Here is a 20678-nt window from a genome sequence, read left to right as displayed (position 1 = left end):
GCCTCATGCTGGTGCGCGGCCACTGAACTCAAGGTGAATAAATGCCACTGCCACGCCTGCTCTTCCTGACCCTGCTGACGCTGGTGGCCTTCGCCGCCAACTCGGTGCTCTGCCGCCTGGCGCTGTTTGAAGAGCAGATGGATCCGGCGCTGTTCACCCTGCTGCGCCTGACCAGCGGCGCCCTGGGGCTGATCCTGCTCTGCTCGGCCCGCCGCCCCCAGCCGCCCCGCCAGGGGGACTGGGGCGGCGCCCTGGCCCTCGTCACCTATGGCGCCGCATTCTCCTTTGCCTACCTGACCCTGACCGCAGGCACCGGGGCCCTCCTGCTGTTCGCCGCCGTCCAGCTCAGCATGCTGGCCCCGCCCCTGCTGCGCGGGGAGCGACTGCCTCCCCTCCAGTGGACAGGCCTGCTCATCGCCGCCGCCGGGCTGATCCTGCTGCTGCTGCCCGGCATCACGGCCCCCGACCCCCTGGGGGCCGTCCTGATGATCGCCGCCGGCATCGCCTGGGCCTGCTATACCCTGCGCGCGCCGCGCTTTGCCGACGCCCTCGCCGCCAACGCAGGTCACTTCCTGCGGGCCAGCCTGCCCGCAGCCCTGATCTACCTGCTGCTGGGCCGGCTCGAGGCCAGCCCGACCGCCATCGGCTACGCCCTGGCCTCGGGGGCGCTGGCTTCAGGCCTTGGCTATGCGCTCTGGTATCGGGTATTGCCCCAGCTGGGGCGTACCCTGGCCGCCAGCGTACAACTGCTGGTGCCACTGCTCGCCGCCATGGCCGGCCTCCTCTTGCTGGATGAGTCCTGGTCCTGGCGGCTGTCACTGTCATCGCTGGGCATCCTGGGGGGAATAGCCCTGGTCATCGCAGGACGCCCCCCAACGGGAGACAAACCATCATGAAGATTGTCATACTGCTGTTCGCCTGCGGCCTGTCGGGCGGCCTGCTCGCCGCCGAACAGGACAGGGAAACCCACCAGGCCGGACTGGATCGCGCCTGCCTCAACGCCCAGCAGCAGCTGATCGTGCAGGGCAGGCAGCAGCGCATCGACGCCTGCATCAAGGAGGGGGGCAAGGCGACCCGCTGCCAGCAGGAATTCGCCAGCTTTGGCCAGCGGGAGGGCAACAAGCGCCCCGACTTTTCGAACCTGCCCCCCTGCCAGCAGGCCGAGGCCTACCGCAAGAGTTACCGGCAGTGATGCCTGGACAACCCCCAGAGGAGAACACATGACCCCACCCCGCGAGCTGACCCTGCAGTTTCTGGCCGAGCCCGCCGACGTGAATTTCGGCGGCAAGGTGCACGGCGGCATGGTGATGAAGTGGATCGATCAGGCCGGCTATGCTTGCGCCGCTGGCTGGTGCAGCGGCTATGCCGTCACCGTCTACGTGGGGGGCATCCGCTTCCTGCGGCCCATCCAGATAGGCCAGCTGGTGGAGGTACACGCCCAGGTGATCCACACCGGCACCACCAGCATGCACCTGGCGGTGGACGTCTACAGCCGCCACCCCACCGACCCCGAGCGCCGCAAGACCACCCACTGCATCATCATCTTCGTGGCCATGGACGAGCACGGCAAGCCCACCCCAGTGCCCCAGTGGCAGCCGGTGAGCGAGAGCGATCGGCAGTTGCAGCTCTACGCCAAAAAGCTGATGGCCCTGCGCGAGGAGCTCGACAAGGAGATGCGCCAGCACCTGTGACGGGCGGGGCGTGTGTCCCGGGTCATCGAGGGTATAATGGCGCCTTTGCCATCCCATGGGAGAACACGATGTCACTGGAAACCGCCCCCGCCGAGGTGCAGCTCGCCGTCGATCTGATCGAGCTGCTGGAGACCAACAAAATCGCCCCCGAGCTCGCCCTCGCGGCGCTCGCCATCGTCCGCCAGGACTATGAGCGCAAGCTGAGGGAAGGCCGGGAGCACTGATCCTTTCACCTGCCAGGAGGCGCCATGTCAGACCCCATTCGTTTCGAGACCGGCAGCGCCATGCTGCTTGGCGGTCTGCGCCGTCACCACGCATTCCAGCGCGCCGACTTCGGCGGCCAGTGGCGTGAGTTCGATGCCTTCGGCCCCCTGCCCGGCCAGCTCGGGGAGCACGCCTACGGCGTCATCTGCGGCGCCAGTGCAACGGCCTGCGAATACATGTGCGCGGTGGAGGTGAGCGCCCTGGAGGTGCTGCCCACCGGGCTCGGCCGGATGCGCATCACGCCCCAGCACTACGCCGTCTTCCTCCATCAGGGTCATGTCTCCACCCTGCCCCGGACCTGGCAGGCCGCCCTCGACTGGCTGGCCCGGTCCAGCTGGGAGTCCGCCCACAAGCCGGACTTCGAGCGCTACGGCGCCGGGTTCGACCCCGCCACGGGCAGCGGCGAGGTGGAGATCTGGCTCGCCATCGTCCCCAGGCAGGGCCTGGCCTGAGGATCCAGCCCGAGCATCAGCCCGGCATCAACGGGGCCTGAGGGCGCCCCCCTCTCCCATGACCTCGTCACACAGGGCGATCAGGGCCTCCCCCAGCCTAGCGAGCGGCTCGCTCGCCCCCGGCCCCTGATGCAGGGCCAGCTCCACCGCCGTCACCGTCGGCCAGTCCTTCAGCACCACCTGATCCGGTTGTACCAGGCGGGCGGGCAGCAGGCTGACGCCGATGCCCGCACTCACAGCCCCCTGCAAACTGGCGAGGCTGGCACTCACATAGGCGATGCGCCAGGGGATCCCCTCCCCGTCCAGGGCGTCGGTGATCTGGCGCCGATATAGCCCCTCGTTCGGAAACACAGCCAGGGGCAGCGGCCTGCGCCCGGCGGCGGGCCAGTCGCGGCTGTCGACCCAGGCGAGCGGCTCGCGCCAGCGGGCGAGGGGCTCCCCCTGGCCGCGCCCCTGCTTGATCAGGGCCAGATCCAGCCCCCCGGCCTCGAAGGCCTGCCACAGGCTGTGGCTCAGACCGCTTTGCACCTCCAGCCTGACCTCGGGATGCTGGCGGGCGAAGGCGGCCAGCACCTGGGTCATGGCGCCGGCGGCAAAGTCCTCCGGCACCCCGAGGCGCAGGGGCAGGCTCGCCTCCCTCACCCGCTCACTCGCCCGAGCCAGCAGGCCCAGGATCTGGCGCGCCAGCCCGAGCAGGGTCTCCCCCTGGGCCGTGGTCACCACCCGGCGGCCGGAGCGATCGAGCAGGGTGCAGCCGAGCTGCTCCTCCAGGCGGCGCATCTGCTGGCTGAGGGTGGACTGGGTCAGATGGACGCGCTCGCCGGCACGGGTGAAGCTGCCGGTCTCGACGATGGCGACAAAGCTTTGCAGCAGTTGGGGATCCAGCATGGGCCTCTCCACGGGTCACTCCATTTATAAAATCACTGAAAGTCATTTTATCATTTAATTTCCAAATGGAATGGCGACCCTCTAGGCTGCGGCCATCCCCCATTTTGCCAGGATGACCCCATGCCACTCTCGACCCAATCCGGAGCCCGCCTCGTCAACTCCCTCAGCGCCCTCTCGGCCCCCAGCCATCAAGAGTGGCTGGAACAGGCCCTGCATCTGGCCCTGACTCATCGCCAGCAGGGGGGCCGCCCCTTCGCCGCCCTGCTGGTGCGGGACAACCAGCTGGTGGCGAGCGCCGTCAACCGCATGCTGGAAGCCGGCGACCCCACCCGCCACGCCGAGCTGGAAGCGCTACGGGAAGGGAGCCGCCAGGGCCCGCTTGCGGGGGCCATCGTCTATGCCAGCGGCCACCCCTGCCCCATGTGCCTGAGCGCTCTGGTGATGAACGGCATCCAGGCGGTCTATTACGCCTTCGATAACGAGGATGCAGCCCCGTTTGGCTTTGACAGCACAGCCGCCTACGCCGCCCTGCGCCTGCCCCTGGCCCCACCGCCCCTGCCCCTCATCAAGCTGGCGAGCCCCATCCCGGCCGAGGCCCTCTACGGCCCCCAGCCCCATGAATAAGCGCCTCATCGCTCCTGGCAGCGGCGCCCTGCTGGTGCTGGTGGTGCTGATCGCCCTCAACCTGCGCCCCTTTCTCACCGCCATCGGCCCCCTGGCGCCCCAGATAGACGCCCGTCTGGCCCTCGGCATGGATGCGCTGGCCTGGGTCACCCTGCTGCCGCTCTGGCTTATCGGGGTCGGCGTGCTGCTCACCCCGGCACTCCTTGGCCGCACTGGCCCGCGCCCCCTGCTCGCGGCGGCCCTGCTGCTGCTGACTCTCGGCAGCGCCCTGCGCGCCGATCTGACGAGCGGCGCCCTGCTCATCGCCAGCGCCGCCCTGTGCGGCCTGGGCTCGGCCCTGGTGCAGGGGGTGCTGCCCGGCCTGATCAAGCAGTGTTTCGCCCAGAGGGTGCCCCTGGTGATGGGGATCTTCTCCGCCTGCATGATGGGGGGCGGGGCGCTCGGGGCCGTGCTCACCCCACGACTCGCCGTGCACCTCGACTGGTCCCGGGCCCTGGCGCTCTGGAGCCTGCCGGTGCTGCTGGCCCTCGCCTGGCTCGCCTGGCGGGTGCGCCTGCCCGCCACGGCCAGACCTGCCGCCAGCGGGGGGGAGCAGCGCCTCATCACCCTGCCCCGCAGCTGGCTGCTCATCGCCTGCTTTGGCATCATCAACAGCGGCTATGGCATCGTCGTGGCCTGGCTGGCACCGGCCTACATGGCCGCGGGCTGGAGTGCCCAGCAGGGGGGCGAGCTGGTGGCCTGGCTGGCCCTGGCCCAGACCGCGAGTGGCCTCGGCCTGCCGCTGCTGGCGGCCCGCAGGCTCGACCGCCGCCCCTGGATGGCGCTCGCCATCGCCATGCAGATGGGCGGCTTTGCCGGTCTCTGGATAGCACCGACCAGCGCCCCCATCCTCTGGTGCCTGCTGTGCGGTGCAGGGCTTGGGGGCAGCTTCTCCCTCATCATGGTGATGGCCCTGGATCACCTGCCCGACCCGCGCCGGGCAGGCGCCCTCTGCGCCCTGATGCAGGGGGTGGGCTTCATGGTGGCGGCCACCGGCCCCTGGGTCGCGGCGCGCCTGCACCACGTAAGCGGTGACTTCGCCGCCGCCTGGCAGTGGCAGCTGGGGGGCCTGCTGGTGATGGGCCTGCTGGTGATGCGCCTCGACCCTCGCCGCTACCCCGGGGCGATGGGCCTGCCCCAGAGCGAGGCAGAGAGTACGGCACCACTGGCCCGCAGCCAGGGGGTTGCCTGACCCCCAGCGAGGCCGCAAGCCCTCGCGGGAGACAAAGCCCAAAAGCAACACACCGGCCAGAGGCCGGTGTGTTCAATGCTGATGCGGGGAAGGGCGGGGCGCTTAGCGCCCCTTCTTCTGCCGCCCACCCTGGCCGGCGCGCGGCTTGCCCGGGGCGGGTTTGCCCCCCTTGCTCGGGGCGCCTTTGCCAGCACCGCCTTTGCCGGCTGCCCCCTTGCCTGCGGGGATCTTCTTCTCGAACGCTTCCGGGCCCGGCACATTGGGGCGGCCGCCGATCTCGTGATCGTCGCTCCGGCGCGGCTTCTTGCCCGGTGCAGCCTTGCCGGCTGAGGCCGCCTGCGCCTTGGGTTTGCCCCCCTGGGTGTTGGCGGATTGCGCTCCCTTGACCGGCTTCACCTCGGAGGAGGAGTCCTCAATGAGCTTGAACAGCTCGATCAGCTCGTCGTCGGTGAGATCCCGCCACTCCCCCACCGGCAGCCCCTTGAGGCTGACGTTCATGATACGAATGCGCTCGAGCTTGGTTACCTCGAAGCCGAAGTGTTCGCACATGCGGCGGATCTGGCGATTCAGCCCCTGCACCAGGGTGATGCGGAACACAAACGGGGCTTCCTTCTTCACCTTGCACTTCTTGGTGACGGCGCCGAGGATGGGCACCCCGGCCGCCATCCCCCTGACGAACTCGTCCGTCACCGGCTTGTCGACGGTCACCAGGTACTCTTTCTCGTGATCGTTGCCCGCCCGCAGGATCTTGTTCACCAGATCCCCGTGGTTGGTGAGGAAGATGAGCCCCTGGGAATCCTTGTCGAGGCGGCCGATGGGAAAGATGCGGGTGCTGTGGTTGACGAAGTCGACGATGTTGTCCTTCTCCCCCGCCTCCGTGGTGCTGACGATACCCACCGGCTTGTTGAGGGCGATGAAGACCAGGCTGTCCGCCTCCCTCGGCTCGATCACCTGACCGTTCACCTTGACCAGATCCCCGGCAAACACCTGATCCCCCACCCCGGCCCGCTTGCCGTTGATGAAGACGTTGCCCTGCTCGATGAAACGATCGGCCTCCCGGCGCGAGCAGATGCCGCTCTCGCTGATGTACTTGTTCAGGCGCATGGATTCATCGGCCAGCATGGGGCACCTCCCGGGTCGCAAGGGCTGTCAGGATGGCTGGCTGGCGTGTGGTCGGGTTCGTCTGCATACAACTCCATGGAAAAAAGGGCCTGTGCCCTGCATGTTCGGCAAAAAACGCCGCTACAGTAGCACATTGCCCTCCTCCTTGCCCGGTCACCATTGCCGGACTGTGCCTCCTGCCCCCTGTCCGCCACTTCGCCGTGGCCTCGCGGCCCTCCCGCGAGGTGGTATCGGCGCTGTGCCAAACCGCGTACCGAATGGCGCTATACCACAACGGCGCCGACGCCTCCCCCTGCCGCCGGCGACAATGCTGCCAACAAGATCCAAAAGAGACAAACCAATCCTTGATATTTATCTAGCAAAAATGCATAAAAAGATTTTAGTCATCGCGAATTATCTTTTCCCCGCCGATGACGGGAGACGACACGAGCCGCCGGGCAGGACGAGATCCCCTCTTTCCTGCTCGCCACGGCCAGACTCCCCTCGCAGGCAGGACGCCAATTTCATCGTTCACGACAGGAGTCAAAGATGCATCACCCTCTCTCCCAGGAAGCTTTCCTGGCCCAGGTGGCCAGTCGCAACCCACACCAGCCCGAGTTCATCCAGGCCGTGAGCGAGGTGATCGCCTCCATCTGGCCCTATGTGGAGCGTCATCCCCGCTACCTGCAGCACGGTCTGCTGGAGCGCCTGGTGGAGCCCGAGCGCCTCGTGCAGTTCCGGGTGAGCTGGGTGGATGACCGGGGACAGGTGCAGGTGAACCGCGGCTACCGGGTGCAGCACAACAGCGCCATCGGCCCCTTCAAGGGCGGGATGCGCTTCCACCCCTCGGTGGATCTCTCGGTGCTGAAGTTCCTCGCCTTCGAGCAGACCTTCAAGAACGCCCTCACCACCCTGCCCATGGGGGGCGGCAAGGGGGGGAGCGACTTCGATCCCAAGGGCAAGAGCGAGGGCGAGGTGATGCGCTTCTGTCAGGCGCTGATGCTGGAGCTGCACCGCCACCTGGGGGCCAACACCGACGTACCGGCTGGCGACATCGGCGTCGGTGGGCGCGAGGTGAGCTACATGGCGGGCATGATGAAGAAGCTCACCAACAGCGCCGAGTGCGTCTTCACCGGCAAGGGGCTCTCCTTTGGCGGCAGCCTTATCCGCCCGGAAGCCACCGGCTACGGCCTGCTCTACTTCGTAGAGGCCATGCTGGCCCAGCGCGGCGAGTCCCTCGACGGCATGCGGGTCTCGGTATCGGGTTCGGGCAACGTGGCCCAGTACGCCATCGAGAAGGCGATGGCCCTCGGCGCCCGGGTCATCACCGCCTCCGACTCCGGCGGCACCGTCTATGACCCCGAGGGCTTCACCCCCCAGAAGCTGGCCCGGTTGATGGCACTCAAGAACGAAGAGCGCAAGCGGGTGGCGGATTACGCCCATGAGCTCGGGCTGGAATTTTTCAATGGCCGCACTCCCTGGCATCTGGCGACCGACGTCGCCCTGCCCTGCGCCACCCAGAACGAGCTGGGGGAAGAGGACGCCAGGCTGCTGGTCGAGCACGGCGTACGGCTCGTGGCCGAGGGGGCCAACATGCCAAGCAGTGCCGCCGCCATCCGGGTCTTCCACGAGGCCCAAGTGCTGTTTGCCCCGGGCAAGGCCGCCAATGCCGGGGGCGTCGCCACCTCGGGCCTCGAGATGAGCCAGAACGCCCAGCGCCTCTCCTGGACCCGGGAGGAGGTGGACGCCCGCCTCAAGGGGATCATGACGAGCATCCACGCCACCTGCGTGCGCTATGGCGAGGACGAGGCGGGTCATGTGAACTACGAGAGTGGCGCCAACATCGCCGGCTTCGTGAAGGTGGCCGACGCCATGCTGGCGCAAGGGGTCTGCTAGGCTCTCCGTCACGCCGCCTGCAACAGCGGCAACAAGCACAACGGCAGCCTTGGCTGCCGTTGTGTTGGGGACCCTCCATCCCGCCCCCTTGCCCAGCGCCTCGCCTGTCGCGATTGCGGCTAAGCCCCCTTCAACGGGAAAACGCGTCTGAGCGGCGGGACTCAGCGATAGCGGCTGATCTCGATAAGGTTCTGATCCGGGTCCAGGCAATAGACCGACTCGATGGGACCGCAGGCGCCGCTCTTCATCACAGGCCCCTCCACGATCTCGACCCCCTGACTCGCGAGCTGGGCCATCACCTGATCCAGGGGCCAGCGGGTGATGAGGCAGAGATCCCCCGACCCCACCTGCGCCCGATTGCGCGCCTCCTCCCCCAGCAACTGCAGATTGATCTTCTGGTTGCCAAAGCGCAGTGCCCGGCGTCCCTCGCCAAAGGTGATGGGCTCCATCTTGAAGGCGCCGCTGTAAAACGCCACCGCCCGCTCTATGTCGCTGACCGTCAATACCAGATGGTCGATATGGCTTATCATGCTTGCTCCCTGTCATGTTGATTGCCGCACCATCATACCCACCCGCCTCAATAGAAACTGTGGCATGGTGCACAGGGGGCTAACCACTTATTTTGACTAGGGAAATACCTTAACGCACGGCGGCACACGCCTTGTCACGCTGGGCCAGCAGGGTTTCGTCATCACTGCCCATGGCCGCCAGAATGGCCTGATTACAGGCCCGCTCCGCGAGTTTGGCCGGGCTCTGCTTGGCATCGGCGATCTCCGCAATCATGGGGCGATAACCGACAGCCGCCGAGCAGTACATGGTGCGGTACTTGGGAAGCTGCCAACTGCTGTCGTCTTGCCGTGTCAGGTCATCGCACAGTTTGCCAAACAGTGCCTGCGCCTTGACTGTGCACTGACTGAAGCGCCGCACATCTTGCTCGTAGGGACGGCAGACACTTTGCTGTTTTATCTGCCAGAGCTGGAAAGAGAAGGGAACCTGCTCTCCCTCATAGGGCACCACCAGCGTTTTTAGCTCGGTGCCATAGATATCCGTCACCTGCTGCTGCACCAGATTGAGATAAGCCGAAAAAAGATAAGATATTGGATCCATCACCACCTCCCTGTGGTTGCCTTCTCTATCTTCGCCGCCCACGGCTAGATAGATCTTCAAATGGGCAAAATTAGATAACAGCTTACTGATTTAGCTAAAAAAAATGATACCCTGCCTACTCCCCCTATGCACAAGATTCAAGGTCAGTCACCATGCAGCAATGTGGTATTTATGAACAACTTATTACTCAACTGCTGACATCTCGACTTGGCCATGAGCTCTTTTACGTAGGGGGGCACACACTAGCACGCTCATCGACCAATAGCATAAAGCTCCCCTCAACATGAGTGTGCGAATGCCTTTTGAATAATCATTCAAAAACAAATGATGACAATAAAACTATCGCACTAAGCAAACATCTCTTTATCAGTTATCCCTGATCAAACTTACCGATAAATCACACTTCTCTAATTCCCCTAAGAGAAATGTAAAGGGGGAGTGAATCAATCAACATAAAAATCTCATTGGTAACAACCCCATCTGATGTTAACATTGCGTTCTTTAGATAAAATCATTCTGTGGTGTTTTAAATGAGCAATATTCAAAGTTTATTTAAAAAAATACTGTCAAATTGGGTGCGCGCAACCACTGAACAATTTACCAATCACCCAACAGCAGTTATTTTTAGGGCAGACCTAAAAAAGTCCATCGAAAATATAGCTCATCGTTCTAACAAAAAATTAAAAGTCAAGGCTAGCGTTGGAGCTGGAAATTGGGCTAATGTGCCCTGGATTTCCATCCTTGATACAAGGATTACTACCACAACACAGTCTGGAATATATCCTGTTTATTTATTCTGCGCCGATGGTTCTGGATTTTACCTTTCTTTAAATCAAGGAACGACAGCGCCCACCCGGGAATTAGGCACGGGAAATGCCCAAAGACAAGCAATTGAGTTAAAATTACAACTTCTGAACAATATCCCTGAGCTCTCCACATGGGATAACGAATCTCTAAACCTACATGCAACAACAAACTTGGGGAAATCATATGAACCAACAAATATTTCAGCAAAATATTACCCGGCTGATGACATACCTTCAGATGAAGAGCTAATAAAAGATCTTGAGTGGCTGCTTAGTTTATATGATAAGTGTGTTAGTTTTTTATCTAACAAAGAACATCCTATATTAGACATCAAGAATATACCTAAATTCAACCCCTCAAGCCTTTACAAACCGTTTCTCCTCCTCGCTGGCATTTCTGGTACTGGTAAAACCCGTTTTATTCGTGAGCAGGTCTATCACTATCCAGACCAGAAAAATTACTGTCTGATACCTGTTCGGCCAGACTGGCACGAGCCTTCTGATCTACTGGGCTATATCTCCAGGATCAGTGGTAAAAAGGAGTATGTATCAACTCCGGTGCTGCATTTTATTACTCAAGCCTGGATTCATATTTTCGAGTGTGTTGGCGAAGTCAGAGCCGATGGCAAGATTGGTCTGAGCCAGGAACAACTGGACCATATCCCCCCCTTCTGGCTCTGTCTCGACGAAATGAACCTGGCTCCGGTTGAACAATATTTCGCCGACTATCTCTCGGTACTGGAGACACGCCACTGGTATACCTCATCCGAGCTGACCGCATTTAACGGCATAGAAGGGGTCGAATACGACTATCTATACCAGTGCGATCCCCTGCTCAAAGCAGATACGCTTCGCCAGCAACTGGATGAGAATGCGCGTACCGAACTGACGGAAAAACTGGGACTGGACCTAAATATTGCCCTACATCAGGAGATCTGGGCCAGCTTCTGCCAGCACGGTATCGCAATCCCCTTCAATCTGATGGTGGCCGGTACCGTCAATATGGACGAGACCACCCACGGCTTTTCCCGCAAAGTGATCGACAGGGCCCTCACCTTCGACTTTAACGAGTTCTTCCCCAACGATTTCGATGCCTACTTTGCACCGGCATTGCAGCCAAAACGGCTTGGTTATCCGACCTGGTCAGACGGACGTGCCATTACTGACATCCCCGAGCTGGAGCAACTCAGTAAAGAGAGCGTCACCTTCCTGAAGGCAGTCAACGGGATACTTCAACAGAGCCCGTTCGAACTGGCCTATCGCGCCCTGAACGAGCTGATGCTGGCCCTGCTGGCCCATCGCCCCGCCAATACCGCAGAGTTGGTCGCCATCTGGGATGACTTTATGATGTGCAAGGTATTACCGCGCATTGAGGGGGATAGCGACAAGTTGCGCAGCCATCAGGCTGCTGATAGCGACCTGCTGACTGACCTGGAAAAGGTGTTGGCAGAACAATTTGGTAGTCACTGGGATAACACACGCCCTGACCTGTTTAACTGCAAGGTGACTGCCGCCGGTGAAGATTCCGCCCCCGCAGAACCGCCGCACGTCCCCTGCCGCAGCAAGAAGAAACTGGCCTGGATGAAAGAGCGGCTGGCACGGCAGTGCTTTACCAGCTTCTGGCCGTAAGGGGGTTGTGATGGAGTGCCTGTTTACCCTGCAGAGCCGTGACTGGATTTTGCGGATCTACGCCAATGAAAAGACGGTTGGGGATCGTTATCGGCAGTTACAAGCTACCCGCGCCCATCATCAACAGGAGAGCGACAAATCGGGCCTGCCAGCGAGCGCGGGCAGATACGAACCGCCAGTTGTGCGCTTCTCGCAGCCCCTTTCCATCACTCTGGCTGAGGCTGATGGCTGCCCGCTGGAGCTGCCTGATGATCAGGCTCTCACCTCTCTGGTACTGCCAACCCCTCTGTTGTATGAGAACTGCTTTTACGAATTCGAATGGGAGTTTCTTAACGGCGTTAGCGAGGGGAGTGATGCGCCGCGGCTGGAGCATCATCTGCAGCGGATCTGCGAGTCGTTTCGCTTCAAAAGCAGGCATGGATCGCAGGAGCTGCTGGGGGGATTCAATACCGGCAACGAAGTAGGCACACTTGCACTCCCCTTCTCTTATCAACCGAAATCGGCTGCAGGAAAAGCTGCTCGCATTCAGCTGACGCTCTGGTTCGAGGTCTATCCGGTCAAGCTGGATATCCGCCGGGATGTCCCCCTGATCCATCAGGTGCTGGATGAGCAGTACCCCTACTGGCGTTTTACCCTGAACAGCGCGACCAGTCAGCAAGGGGGCCACAGCCAGCGCAAGGCCGAACCGTTCCCTCTGCTCTGGCTTGCCCATTTCGAAGCCCTGCACAAGGAACTTGAGCGGGGGACCCGCCAGATCATCAATGCGCCCCACAGCAGGCTGCAAAGCAAGACCGAGTATCTGCTGGCCGCCAGAATGAAGCGCCCGCCACGCCCGAAGCAAGCCGAACAGATCCGCCAGGATCTGGATAACGGTATCGAACGCAGGTACCGGGTGGAGCGTAAACAACTGACCACGGATACCCCGGAAAACCGCTTTATCAAATTTGTGCTGGAGCGCACCGGAAGGATGCTGCAACAGCTGACACAACAGGGCGATCGCACCCTGCTGTCCAGGGCCTTTTTTGACCGCCTCAAGGCGTGGAGCAAACCGCTGGATCAGGCGCTGGCTCACCCCCTGATGCAGGAGATCGGTCCGGCGGCGGTGTTGCACCGCGAGTCTCTGGTACTGCAGCAAAAGAGCGGATACAGTGCGGTTTACCGCATCTGGCAGCAACTGCGCCTCTATCTCGATGCGTTGGGTAATGATGCCGTGGCCGGCGTGCGCAGCATGGATCAGCTCTACGAGCTCTGGTGCGTGATCGAGGTGCGCCGGATTATCCTGACGCTGGGATTTACCGAGGTGAAAACACCTGCATTTAACTTCACCCGCGATGGCTGGGATACCCGGCTGGCCGAGGGAATGAAGTACTGCTGGGAGTACCTTCGTGCAGCAGACGGTGTAAAGATCAAGCTGGCCCATGAACCGAGATTTCACAAGACCAACAAGCCGGTTCACTCCCTGCTGGTTCCCCAGAAGCCAGACATTCTGATCGAAGCCACCACTGGCAGTGGCGACACCTTTATCTGGCTGTTTGATGCCAAGTACCGAGTCGATAATGGCACTCAAGATGATCCGAGAGACAGGGTACCCGATGATGCCGTCAACCAGATGCATCGTTATCGGGACGCCCTGCTCTATCAGCAACAGGATGACCCAATACCCAGCCGCCCCACCTTCGGCGCTTTTGCGCTCTATCCTGGCTTTATGAGCCAGCAACCCGGAACGGAAAATCCCTATCAGGAGGAGATCGAGCGGATTGGTATCGGTGCCTTTGCCCTGTTGCCAGCAGAAGATCACAGCGGCTCTTGCTGGCTGCAAACCTTCCTTGAGCAAAAGCTGGGTAAATCGGTGGAAGAGTTCCGCTATCCAGCCATCCACTCGGGCCACTTCTATCTGGAAGAGCCCAGCCGGATTGCCACCCTGGGGATGCAGCAGGTCCGCCACCATGATCTCACTCTGATTATTCCGACTGCACCGGAAAACAGTCGCCCAGCGAGTTACTTCAATGCATTTCGTGATGGTTCTGCCCGCTGGTATCACACCCCTGCCGAAACCATTGCCACCCGTTACGATGATCAGCTGATGAACGAAATCAGCTATCTGGCCGTAGCTACCCTTGCAGCAGATGGCCAGACACGGGAGGTCACCCATGTCTGGCCCGTGCTGACATGTCGGAAGCGGCGAAGGGAACAACTGACCGAAGAACAGACAGGTACACCGCTGGCCGAGGGGAATGTGGAACCTTACTGGTTGCTGGAGCTGGGACCATGTATTGAACTGGCTAACCCTCTCACAGAGCTGGATGCAAACAGTTTCAGAGCCGCCATGAAACTGACCAGACTGACTGAGCTGCAAGGTAATGTGACCAAAATTTCTGCACTTTCAGATTATTATGGGTCCTTACTTCAGACGATATAGTGCTGCCCACGGCGGGCCGCCTTCGTGTGGTCAGCAGGCAATCCGCTCGATGCGGCCGCCGCTCAGTTTGAAGAAGGCATCTTGCGGCAGCTCCTGCAGCCAGGTGGTGGTGTAGTCCAGATCCGCATAGGCGCCGCGCAACATGGCGCCAAACAGACCGTGGGAGACCACAATGGCCTGCTCGGCAATGCGCGCATCCTGGAGCCAGCTTAGCGCCCGGCGCTGTATGCTCTGGAAGCTCTCGCCACCGGGGGCCTGCAGATACCAGTCCGGCTCCTCCAGATCGAGTTCGGGGTGGGCCGCCAGCAGCTCGGGTACCCGGCAGCTCTCCCACTCCCCCATCCCTAATTCCACCAGCCGCTCGTCCCAGACGATGCGATCCTTCTCCAGCCCAAGCTGCTGACACACTCGCTCTGCCGTCTGCCGGGCCCGGCCGAGGGGGCTGGCGTAGAGGGTCCAGCTTGCGGGATCAGCCAGCAATTCACTCAACCGGTTCCCCATGGCGAGGGCCTGGGCTTCCCCCCTGGGGGTCAGCTCGGAGTTGCAGCGCCCCTGCAGACGCAATTCGGCGTTATAGCGGGTCTGGCCGTGGCGCAGCAGATAGAGGATACGGGGCATGATTTCTCCAGCAGGCTCAATGAGATAACAAGAATGAGGTGGCATGATAACAGATGTGCCGGGGTAGCAAAGCCTCATACGGGGCAGACGACCATCCGCCGCCAGGCGGTGGCCCGCCTTGGTGGTTCCCCGGCGCGTCATGGCGGCGTCCAGCAAGAGGGCACGATAGGGAGGGATCATCGCGCTGAGAACAGATCTGCCTGGCCCCATGAGCAACAACGTCCCCGGCCCATGGGTATCGAACCCCATCTCACGTCCTCTGGTACCTGGCGTCAGGAGTCCTGTGCCGGGAATCAAGGCGTCGCGGGACCGCCCATCAGCCCCCCTCGCCTAACCCCTGCCTTTAGAGCGGGAATGTTTGGAACCCAAACCGCCCTGAACACAGAGGAAGGCCGCCAATACGGCAGAAAAACGGCCTTTTCGCCGCCATATCGCGGCCATTTCACCAGGTATCGCTGGCTCCTCCCGGGGGGCCCTGGTGTACAATCGCCAACCCGATGCGATCCTCTATCCGGCCATGGTACAGGCCGTTTTTCACCCCAGAGTAGATGAATGTGACCGCGACCCACCCCATGCTCGACAGTTATTACAGCCACGACCTGGTGTTCTTCTCCATCCTGGTGGCGGTGCTCGCCTCCTACACGGCGCTGAACATGACGAGCCGGGTGAGCCAGAGCCAGGGAAGGGCCGCCGTTCTGTGGCTCACGGGGGGCGCCTTTGCCATGGGGTTCGGTATCTGGTCCATGCACTTCATCGGCATGCTCGCCTTCAACTTGCCCATCGCGCTCGGCTACGATCTCCCCCTCACCGGTCTCTCCCTGGTGGCGGCCATCGGCTCGTCGGCCTTCGCCCTCTGGCTGGTGAGCCGCCCCCAGCTCCCCTGGGGCCGGATCCTGTTCGGAGCCGTGCTGATGGGGGCCGGGATCGCCACCATGCACTACATCGGCATGGCGGCGATGAAGATAATGCCCGGCATCCACTACCAGAGGGGGCTCTTCGTCCTCTCCATCCTCATCGCCGTGCTCGCCTCGGGGGCCGCCCTCTGGATTGCGTTCAGGCTGCGCAACAGCAGCCCACGCGCCTTCTTCAGCAAGGCTTGCGCCTCCCTCGTCATGGGGGCCGCCATCATCGGCATGCATTACACCGGCATGGCAGCGGCCCAGTTTCCGGAAGGGAGCCTGTGCGGCGCCCTCTACACCGGGCTCGATACCCAGTGGCTGGCGACCGTGGTCATCATCGTGACCCTGGCGGTGTTCGCCATCGCCCTGGTCCTCTCCATGCTGGATGCCCACGCAGCGCGCCTCTCGACCTCCCTCCACCAGGCCCACAACGAGCTGCTCAAGCTGGCGCTGCACGACAGCCTGACCCGGCTGCCCAACCGGTTGCTGTTCGCCGACCGCCTGGAGCAGCGCATTCAGGAGTGCCAGCACAGCCAGCGCAGCTTCTCCCTGCTGTTTCTCGATCTCGACGGCTTCAAGATCATCAACGATGCCCACGGCCACCACACCGGAGATCTGCTGCTGGTCGAAGTGGCGGAGCGGATCTCCGCGCTCCTTGGCCCCAATGACACCGCCTCGCGCTTCGGGGGGGATGAGTTCGTGCTGGCCCTGGCGCCGGGGGATGTCGGCCAGACCACGGCCTTCGCCGAGCGCCTGCTGGCCGCCCTGGCACAGCCCTATCAGTGGGAGCACCACAGCCTGCACATCACCGCCAGCATCGGCATTGCGGTCTATCCCCAGGACGGCACCAGCCTGCACGAGCTGACCCTCAACGCCGACGCCGCCATGTACTACGCCAAGGAGCGGGGGCACAACGACTACTACTACTTCGACAGCGCCATGAACGCCAACGCCCACCAGCAGTTCCTGCTGCAACAGGAGCTCCAACACGCCCTGGAGCGGGGGGAGCTCGCCCTGCACTACCAGCCCAAATACGCCGCCCGCAGCGGCGAGGTGGTCGGTGCCGAGGCCCTGCTGCGCTGGCAACACCCGCAGCAGGGGGCCATCTCGCCGGCCCGCTTCCTGCCCCTGGCGGAGAAGAGCCGACTCATCATTCCCATCGGCAACTGGGTCATCGACGAGGCCTGCCGCCAGATGAGCCGGTGGCGGGATGCAGGGCACCCGGACTGGAGCGTGGCCGTCAACCTCTCCACCATACAGCTGGCCAGCCCTGGCCTTTTGGAAGAGGTAGAATCCGCCCTCGCCCGCCATCGGCTGGAGGCCCGTCACCTGACCCTGGAGATCACCGAAACCACCGCCATGGAGAACGCCGAGGAGAGCCTGGCCATCCTCAGCCGCCTGGCCGAGCTCGGGCTTGGCATCTCCATCGACGACTTCGGCACCGGCTACTCCAGCCTGCTCTACCTCAAGCGCTTCCCCGCCAACGAGCTCAAGATAGACAGGGGCTTCGTCACCACGCTGGCGCCACAGGGGGACGATGCCACCATCATCGGCGCCATCATCGCCCTGGGCCAGGCCCTGGAGATGCGCATAGTGGCCGAAGGGGTGGAAACCGAGGAGCAGCGCGCCCTGCTGACCCTGCTCGGTTGTGACACCCTGCAGGGGTATCTACTCGGGCGTCCCATGACGGGCGACCAGCTGCTGGCGCACTGCCGCGCCGAGGCGGCAATCCCAGACAGCGTGCCCGCCTGAACCTCCCCCCTATCTGCGCCCATCCCGTGTTCACCGATTGCGCCTTGCCTTGACTCTGGGTAGGCTGCGACAGGACGACTCAAATGCTGCCCAAAATCCCGTCAAACGGGGCAGCCTGCGCGTTCTCCCTATCGCAACAAGGCAGTTCACATCAGGAGCAACAGATGGCCAGATACCAGTTCTTCAGCGTGCCGGCCTCCAATCGGCAGCAATACACCTATATCGACATGGCATCCCCCAGCTTTCTGACCGAGAAGTCGGCGCTGCTCGCGCAAGGGTTCGAGGTGCAGGAGGACTTTATCGATGCCGCCAACCCGACGGAGGCGGTAGAGAAGTACAAGTCAGACTTTCTCTATGTCGCCGATGAGGTGGGCAAGTCCGATGCCAGCTACGGCGCCATGGTCGCCCTGCAGGAGCTGGGCAAGACGCTTCTGGGCAACAAGCGGGGCAACTGAATACACCGAGAAACCCTGGCCGTCGGCAGCGCGTCTATGGCTACGAGAGACGCCCCCTGGCGGCGGGCGAGCTGGCGGAACATGGCAATCAGCTCCTCTTTGCTGGCGGGTTCCAAGGGCAGAGACGCCTGGTGCGAGGGCACATCCCGTGCGCAAGCCCTTCGCCCCCTTAACGCCGCACAACAAAAACGGCGCCCTAAGGCGCCGTTTTTATTCCCGTCTTTGTGTGTTCACCGACGGGGCGAACAAGCCAGGGCTTATTCGTCTTCCAGGTAGGCGTAGCCTTGCAGACCCAGCTCCAGCTCTTCGAGCAGGGCCTTGCGGGTCGCGTCGTCCAGCGCCGGGTGGGAGACGATCCGCTGGTAGTTCTCGCGGATGACGGACGGGTCGATGTTGACGTAACGCAGCAGCTGGTCGACGGTGTCGCCGCGCACCACGTTGCGGATGTCCATCCTGCCTTCCTCGTCCAGCCACACTTCCGCACAGTGAGTGTCACCGAACAGGTTGTGCAGATCGCCGAGGATCTCCTGATAGGCACCCACCAGGAAGAAGCCGACGTGGCACTCTTCGTTCTCACCGTACTCCGGCATCGGCAGGGTGCTTTCCACCCCCAGACCGTCGACGTAGTGCTCCACCTGACCGTCGGAGTCACAGGTGATGTCCATCAGGATGCCGCGGCGGGTGAGCGGGCGCTCGAGGCCGGAGAGCGGCATCACCGGGAACACCTGACCGATGCCCCAGGCATCCGGCAGGGACTGGAACAGAGAAAAGTTCGCAAAGCACTTGTCCGCCAGCTTCTCGGAGAGCTCGTCAGCCAGGGCGCGGTGGTTGCGGTTGACCGGGTTGAGCAGCTCTTTCAGCGCCAGACAGGTGTTCTGGTGCAGCATCTCGGCCCAGGCGCGCTGCTCCAGGTTCAGCAGGCCCATGGTGTACTGGGTGTTGACGTCAGCCAGATCCGCCACGGAGTCGTGGAAGATCTCCAGCAGGGAGGGATCTTCCCCGCGCAGGTCCAGCCAGCCCTTCCACATGTTCTGCAGAATGGTGGGCGCGTCTTCATCCGGCGCGCTGATGTCGTTCACCTCGACCCCTTCGGCACCGATGATGTTGGTGACAAGGACGGCGTGGTGCGCGGTCAGGGCACGGCCGGACTCGCTGATGATGGTCGGGTGCGGCAGGTCGAACTCGCGGCACACGTCACCGATGCCCCAGACCACGTTGTTGGCGTACTCGGACAGGCTGTAGTTGGCGGAGCAGTGGCTCTGGGAGCGGGTGCCCTCATAGTCCACGCCCAGGCCACCGCCCACGTCCACCACCTCGACCTTGGCGCCCAGACGGCACAGCTCGGCGTAGAAGCGGCCGCACTCGCGGATGCCGCCCTGGATGTCGCGAATGTTGGCGATCTGGGAGCCCAGGTGGAAGTGCAGCAGTTGCAGGCAGTCCAGCTTGCCCAGGCTGCGCAGGCGCTCGACCAGCGCCAGGATCTGGGAGGCGGAGAGGCCGAACTTGGACATGGAGCCGCCGCTCGACTCCCACATGCCGGAGCCGGTGGAGGCGAGTCGGGCGCGGACCCCGATATTGGGCTTGATGTTCAGGCGAGCTGACTCGTCCAGCACCATTTCCAGCTCGGAGGGCTTCTCCACCACGATGTAGACCTTGTGGCCCATCAGGTTGCCGAGCAGGGCGTGGCGGATGTATTCCCGGTCCTTGTAACCGTTGCAGACGATCACCGAGCCCTGGCTATGGTGATGGGACAGCACGGCCAGCAGCTCCGGTTTGGAGCCTGCTTCCAGCCCAAGCCGGGGCTTGTCGCTGTAGGACTGACTGATGGTCTCGATGACGCGACGCTGCTGGTTCACCTTGATGGGGTAAACACACAGGTAGTCCCCTTCATAGCCGGACTTCTCGATGGCCTGACCGAAGGCGTTGAACAGCGCGTCGACCCGGCTCTTGAGGATGTCGGGGAAGCGCAGCAACACAGGGGTGGTCAGCCCGGACTGGCGCAGCTGCTCGATGGCTTCGGACAGCACGATCTGCGCCTCGGGACGAGACTTGTCGGGGGAAACGGTCACATGACCGGCGTCATTGATATTGAAAAAACCCGCACCCCAGTAGGGAACGTTGTAGACCTTCAAGGAGTCCTTGCTGGACCAGTTAGTCATGGGCTATGCCTCGCAAATGAGCGGCCGTGGGCCGCCTTCGTTACCCTCAATCACATCCAGACCATCGATGGCAACATGGGGCGGGCCAGCGTGGCCTGCCTGCCCGGTGCGTGACGGCACACTCGGCGGCGGCCTGTCTGCCTCGCCGTGGCCCGGTCACCCCGGTTAATCTGTTGCACATCGCGGCAAGCCAAGGCTGCCTGGTGGATCTTGGGAAGTAACGAGTCTTGATGTGGGGCTGGTGGCTTTACATCAAGCTCAACGGTATGCGGTGCCACCTTAACGGGGCGCCGCGGTACTTTGATGACAATCGGCATCAGCCACGCCGTTTGTTCATCATTCGGCAGCGTTCCCGACGGACAGGAGAGGGTTCCAAGGAAGAGAAGGGAAGACGTCAGCACGCAAGGTGTTGATAGACGACGACCACCACAGCCAGCTCAACGTCAGTGACCGCCCATGACAAGGGAAGATGATGAGCCGTTGGCTCACTCGGTCAGCCGAAAGATGAGAGTCCGTTGTTCTCCCTGATACCGGAGCCTAACCGGTATTAAAGAAACCATTCCCCAGCAGTGTCTGTCGTTTCTGCGTGCCTCGCCCTATAGGCGTGTGACCCTCCGGGTGTCTGGCGGCCTCTGCCTGCTCAGGGTTACCCTCGGATCGGCGCGGAGTGTACACACTTACCGCCGC

Annotated in this window: 18 protein-coding genes; 12 read left to right on the top strand and 6 right to left on the bottom strand. The window is 62.4% G+C overall.

What is annotated here, in order from left to right; genetic code table 11:
• Positions 1 to 41: 41 nt before the first annotated feature.
• The 5 genes from I6L45_RS13815 (at position 42) to I6L45_RS13795 (ending at position 2407) form a co-directional block, all read left to right on the top strand.
• A complete protein-coding gene (locus I6L45_RS13815) occupies positions 42 to 896 on the top strand; it encodes a DMT family transporter (RefSeq protein WP_216982348.1) in 855 nt (284 codons plus the stop codon).
• Positions 893 to 1192 (top strand): hypothetical protein, encoded by a 300-nt coding sequence (locus I6L45_RS13810; protein WP_134695964.1) that lies wholly within the window; start codon positions 893 to 895, stop codon positions 1190 to 1192. Before I6L45_RS13815 ends, I6L45_RS13810 begins: the two co-directional genes overlap by 4 nt.
• 28 nt (positions 1193 to 1220) lie before the next feature.
• A complete protein-coding gene (locus I6L45_RS13805; RefSeq protein ID WP_043761657.1) occupies positions 1221 to 1691 on the top strand; it encodes an acyl-CoA thioesterase in 471 nt (156 codons plus the stop codon).
• A 68-nt stretch (positions 1692 to 1759) separates the two neighbouring features.
• Positions 1760 to 1915: a pleiotropic regulatory protein RsmS gene (gene rsmS, locus I6L45_RS13800; RefSeq protein WP_216982347.1), complete on the top strand. Its 156-nt coding sequence runs from the start codon at positions 1760 to 1762 to the stop codon at positions 1913 to 1915.
• 24 nt (positions 1916 to 1939) lie between these two features.
• A complete protein-coding gene (locus I6L45_RS13795; RefSeq protein ID WP_216982346.1) occupies positions 1940 to 2407 on the top strand; it encodes a GyrI-like domain-containing protein in 468 nt (155 codons plus the stop codon).
• Between the two features lie 27 nt (positions 2408 to 2434).
• Here the strand turns inward: I6L45_RS13795 and I6L45_RS13790 are convergent, their stop codons facing one another.
• The gene (locus I6L45_RS13790) at positions 2435 to 3295 is read right to left on the bottom strand and encodes a LysR family transcriptional regulator (protein WP_134695962.1); all 861 of its coding nucleotides are present in this window, start codon (positions 3293 to 3295) and stop codon (positions 2435 to 2437) included.
• Positions 3296 to 3415: 120 nt separating this feature from the next.
• On the opposite strand from I6L45_RS13790, the gene I6L45_RS13785 reads away from it, so the two are divergent.
• Both I6L45_RS13785 and I6L45_RS13780 read left to right on the top strand, forming a co-directional pair.
• On the top strand, positions 3416 to 3919 hold the full coding sequence (locus I6L45_RS13785) for a nucleoside deaminase (RefSeq protein ID WP_216982345.1): 504 nt from the start codon (positions 3416 to 3418) through the stop codon (positions 3917 to 3919).
• Positions 3912 to 5150 carry a cyanate transporter gene (locus I6L45_RS13780; RefSeq protein ID WP_216982344.1) on the top strand — a complete coding sequence of 413 codons (1239 nt, stop codon included), beginning with the start codon at positions 3912 to 3914 and terminating at the stop codon, positions 5148 to 5150. Before I6L45_RS13785 ends, I6L45_RS13780 begins: the two co-directional genes overlap by 8 nt.
• Positions 5151 to 5252: 102 nt before the next feature.
• Here I6L45_RS13780 and rluF read toward each other — a convergent pair whose 3' ends face one another.
• Positions 5253 to 6272, bottom strand: a complete 1020-nt coding sequence (gene rluF, locus I6L45_RS13775) for a 23S rRNA pseudouridine(2604) synthase RluF (RefSeq protein ID WP_216982343.1) — start codon at positions 6270 to 6272, stop codon at positions 5253 to 5255.
• A 528-nt stretch (positions 6273 to 6800) separates the two neighbouring features.
• On the opposite strand from rluF, the gene gdhA reads away from it, so the two are divergent.
• Positions 6801 to 8147: an NADP-specific glutamate dehydrogenase gene (gene gdhA, locus I6L45_RS13770; protein WP_216982342.1), complete on the top strand. Its 1347-nt coding sequence runs from the start codon at positions 6801 to 6803 to the stop codon at positions 8145 to 8147.
• Positions 8148 to 8308: 161 nt separating this feature from the next.
• Here the strand turns inward: gdhA and I6L45_RS13765 are convergent, their stop codons facing one another.
• Together I6L45_RS13765 and I6L45_RS13760 are read right to left on the bottom strand one after the other, a co-directional pair.
• On the bottom strand, positions 8309 to 8677 hold the full coding sequence (locus I6L45_RS13765) for a VOC family protein (RefSeq protein WP_216982341.1): 369 nt from the start codon (positions 8675 to 8677) through the stop codon (positions 8309 to 8311).
• Positions 8678 to 8786: 109 nt separating this feature from the next.
• The gene (locus I6L45_RS13760; protein WP_216982340.1) at positions 8787 to 9254 is read right to left on the bottom strand and encodes a hypothetical protein; all 468 of its coding nucleotides are present in this window, start codon (positions 9252 to 9254) and stop codon (positions 8787 to 8789) included.
• 530 nt (positions 9255 to 9784) lie between these two features.
• Here I6L45_RS13760 and I6L45_RS13755 point away from each other — a divergent pair.
• A complete protein-coding gene (locus tag I6L45_RS13755) occupies positions 9785 to 11689 on the top strand; it encodes a DUF3578 domain-containing protein (RefSeq protein ID WP_216982339.1) in 1905 nt (634 codons plus the stop codon).
• A 10-nt stretch (positions 11690 to 11699) separates the two neighbouring features.
• Positions 11700 to 14108, top strand: a complete 2409-nt coding sequence (locus I6L45_RS13750) for a DUF2357 domain-containing protein (RefSeq protein ID WP_216982338.1) — start codon at positions 11700 to 11702, stop codon at positions 14106 to 14108.
• A gap of 30 nt (positions 14109 to 14138) precedes the next feature.
• On the opposite strand, the gene I6L45_RS13745 is transcribed toward I6L45_RS13750, so the two are convergent.
• Positions 14139 to 14726: a histidine phosphatase family protein gene (locus I6L45_RS13745; RefSeq protein WP_216982337.1), complete on the bottom strand. Its 588-nt coding sequence runs from the start codon at positions 14724 to 14726 to the stop codon at positions 14139 to 14141.
• 548 nt (positions 14727 to 15274) lie between these two features.
• Between I6L45_RS13745 and I6L45_RS13740 the strand changes: the two genes are divergently transcribed.
• Together I6L45_RS13740 and I6L45_RS13735 are read left to right on the top strand one after the other, a co-directional pair.
• Positions 15275 to 17377: a bifunctional diguanylate cyclase/phosphodiesterase gene (locus I6L45_RS13740; protein WP_254204325.1), complete on the top strand. Its 2103-nt coding sequence runs from the start codon at positions 15275 to 15277 to the stop codon at positions 17375 to 17377.
• Positions 17378 to 17541: 164 nt separating this feature from the next.
• Positions 17542 to 17832, top strand: a complete 291-nt coding sequence (locus I6L45_RS13735) for a hypothetical protein (RefSeq protein WP_216982336.1) — start codon at positions 17542 to 17544, stop codon at positions 17830 to 17832.
• A gap of 257 nt (positions 17833 to 18089) precedes the next feature.
• On the opposite strand, the gene speA is transcribed toward I6L45_RS13735, so the two are convergent.
• A complete protein-coding gene (gene speA / locus I6L45_RS13730) occupies positions 18090 to 19991 on the bottom strand; it encodes a biosynthetic arginine decarboxylase (RefSeq protein ID WP_134695952.1) in 1902 nt (633 codons plus the stop codon).
• Positions 19992 to 20678: the final 687 nt, after the last annotated feature.

The organism is Aeromonas sp. FDAARGOS 1415 (assembly GCF_019048365.1).
Classification (GTDB): Bacteria; Pseudomonadota; Gammaproteobacteria; order Enterobacterales; family Aeromonadaceae; genus Aeromonas; species Aeromonas taiwanensis.
The sequence above is the reverse complement of the archived record's forward strand: the minus strand, read 5'-3'. Positions and strand labels throughout refer to the sequence as shown.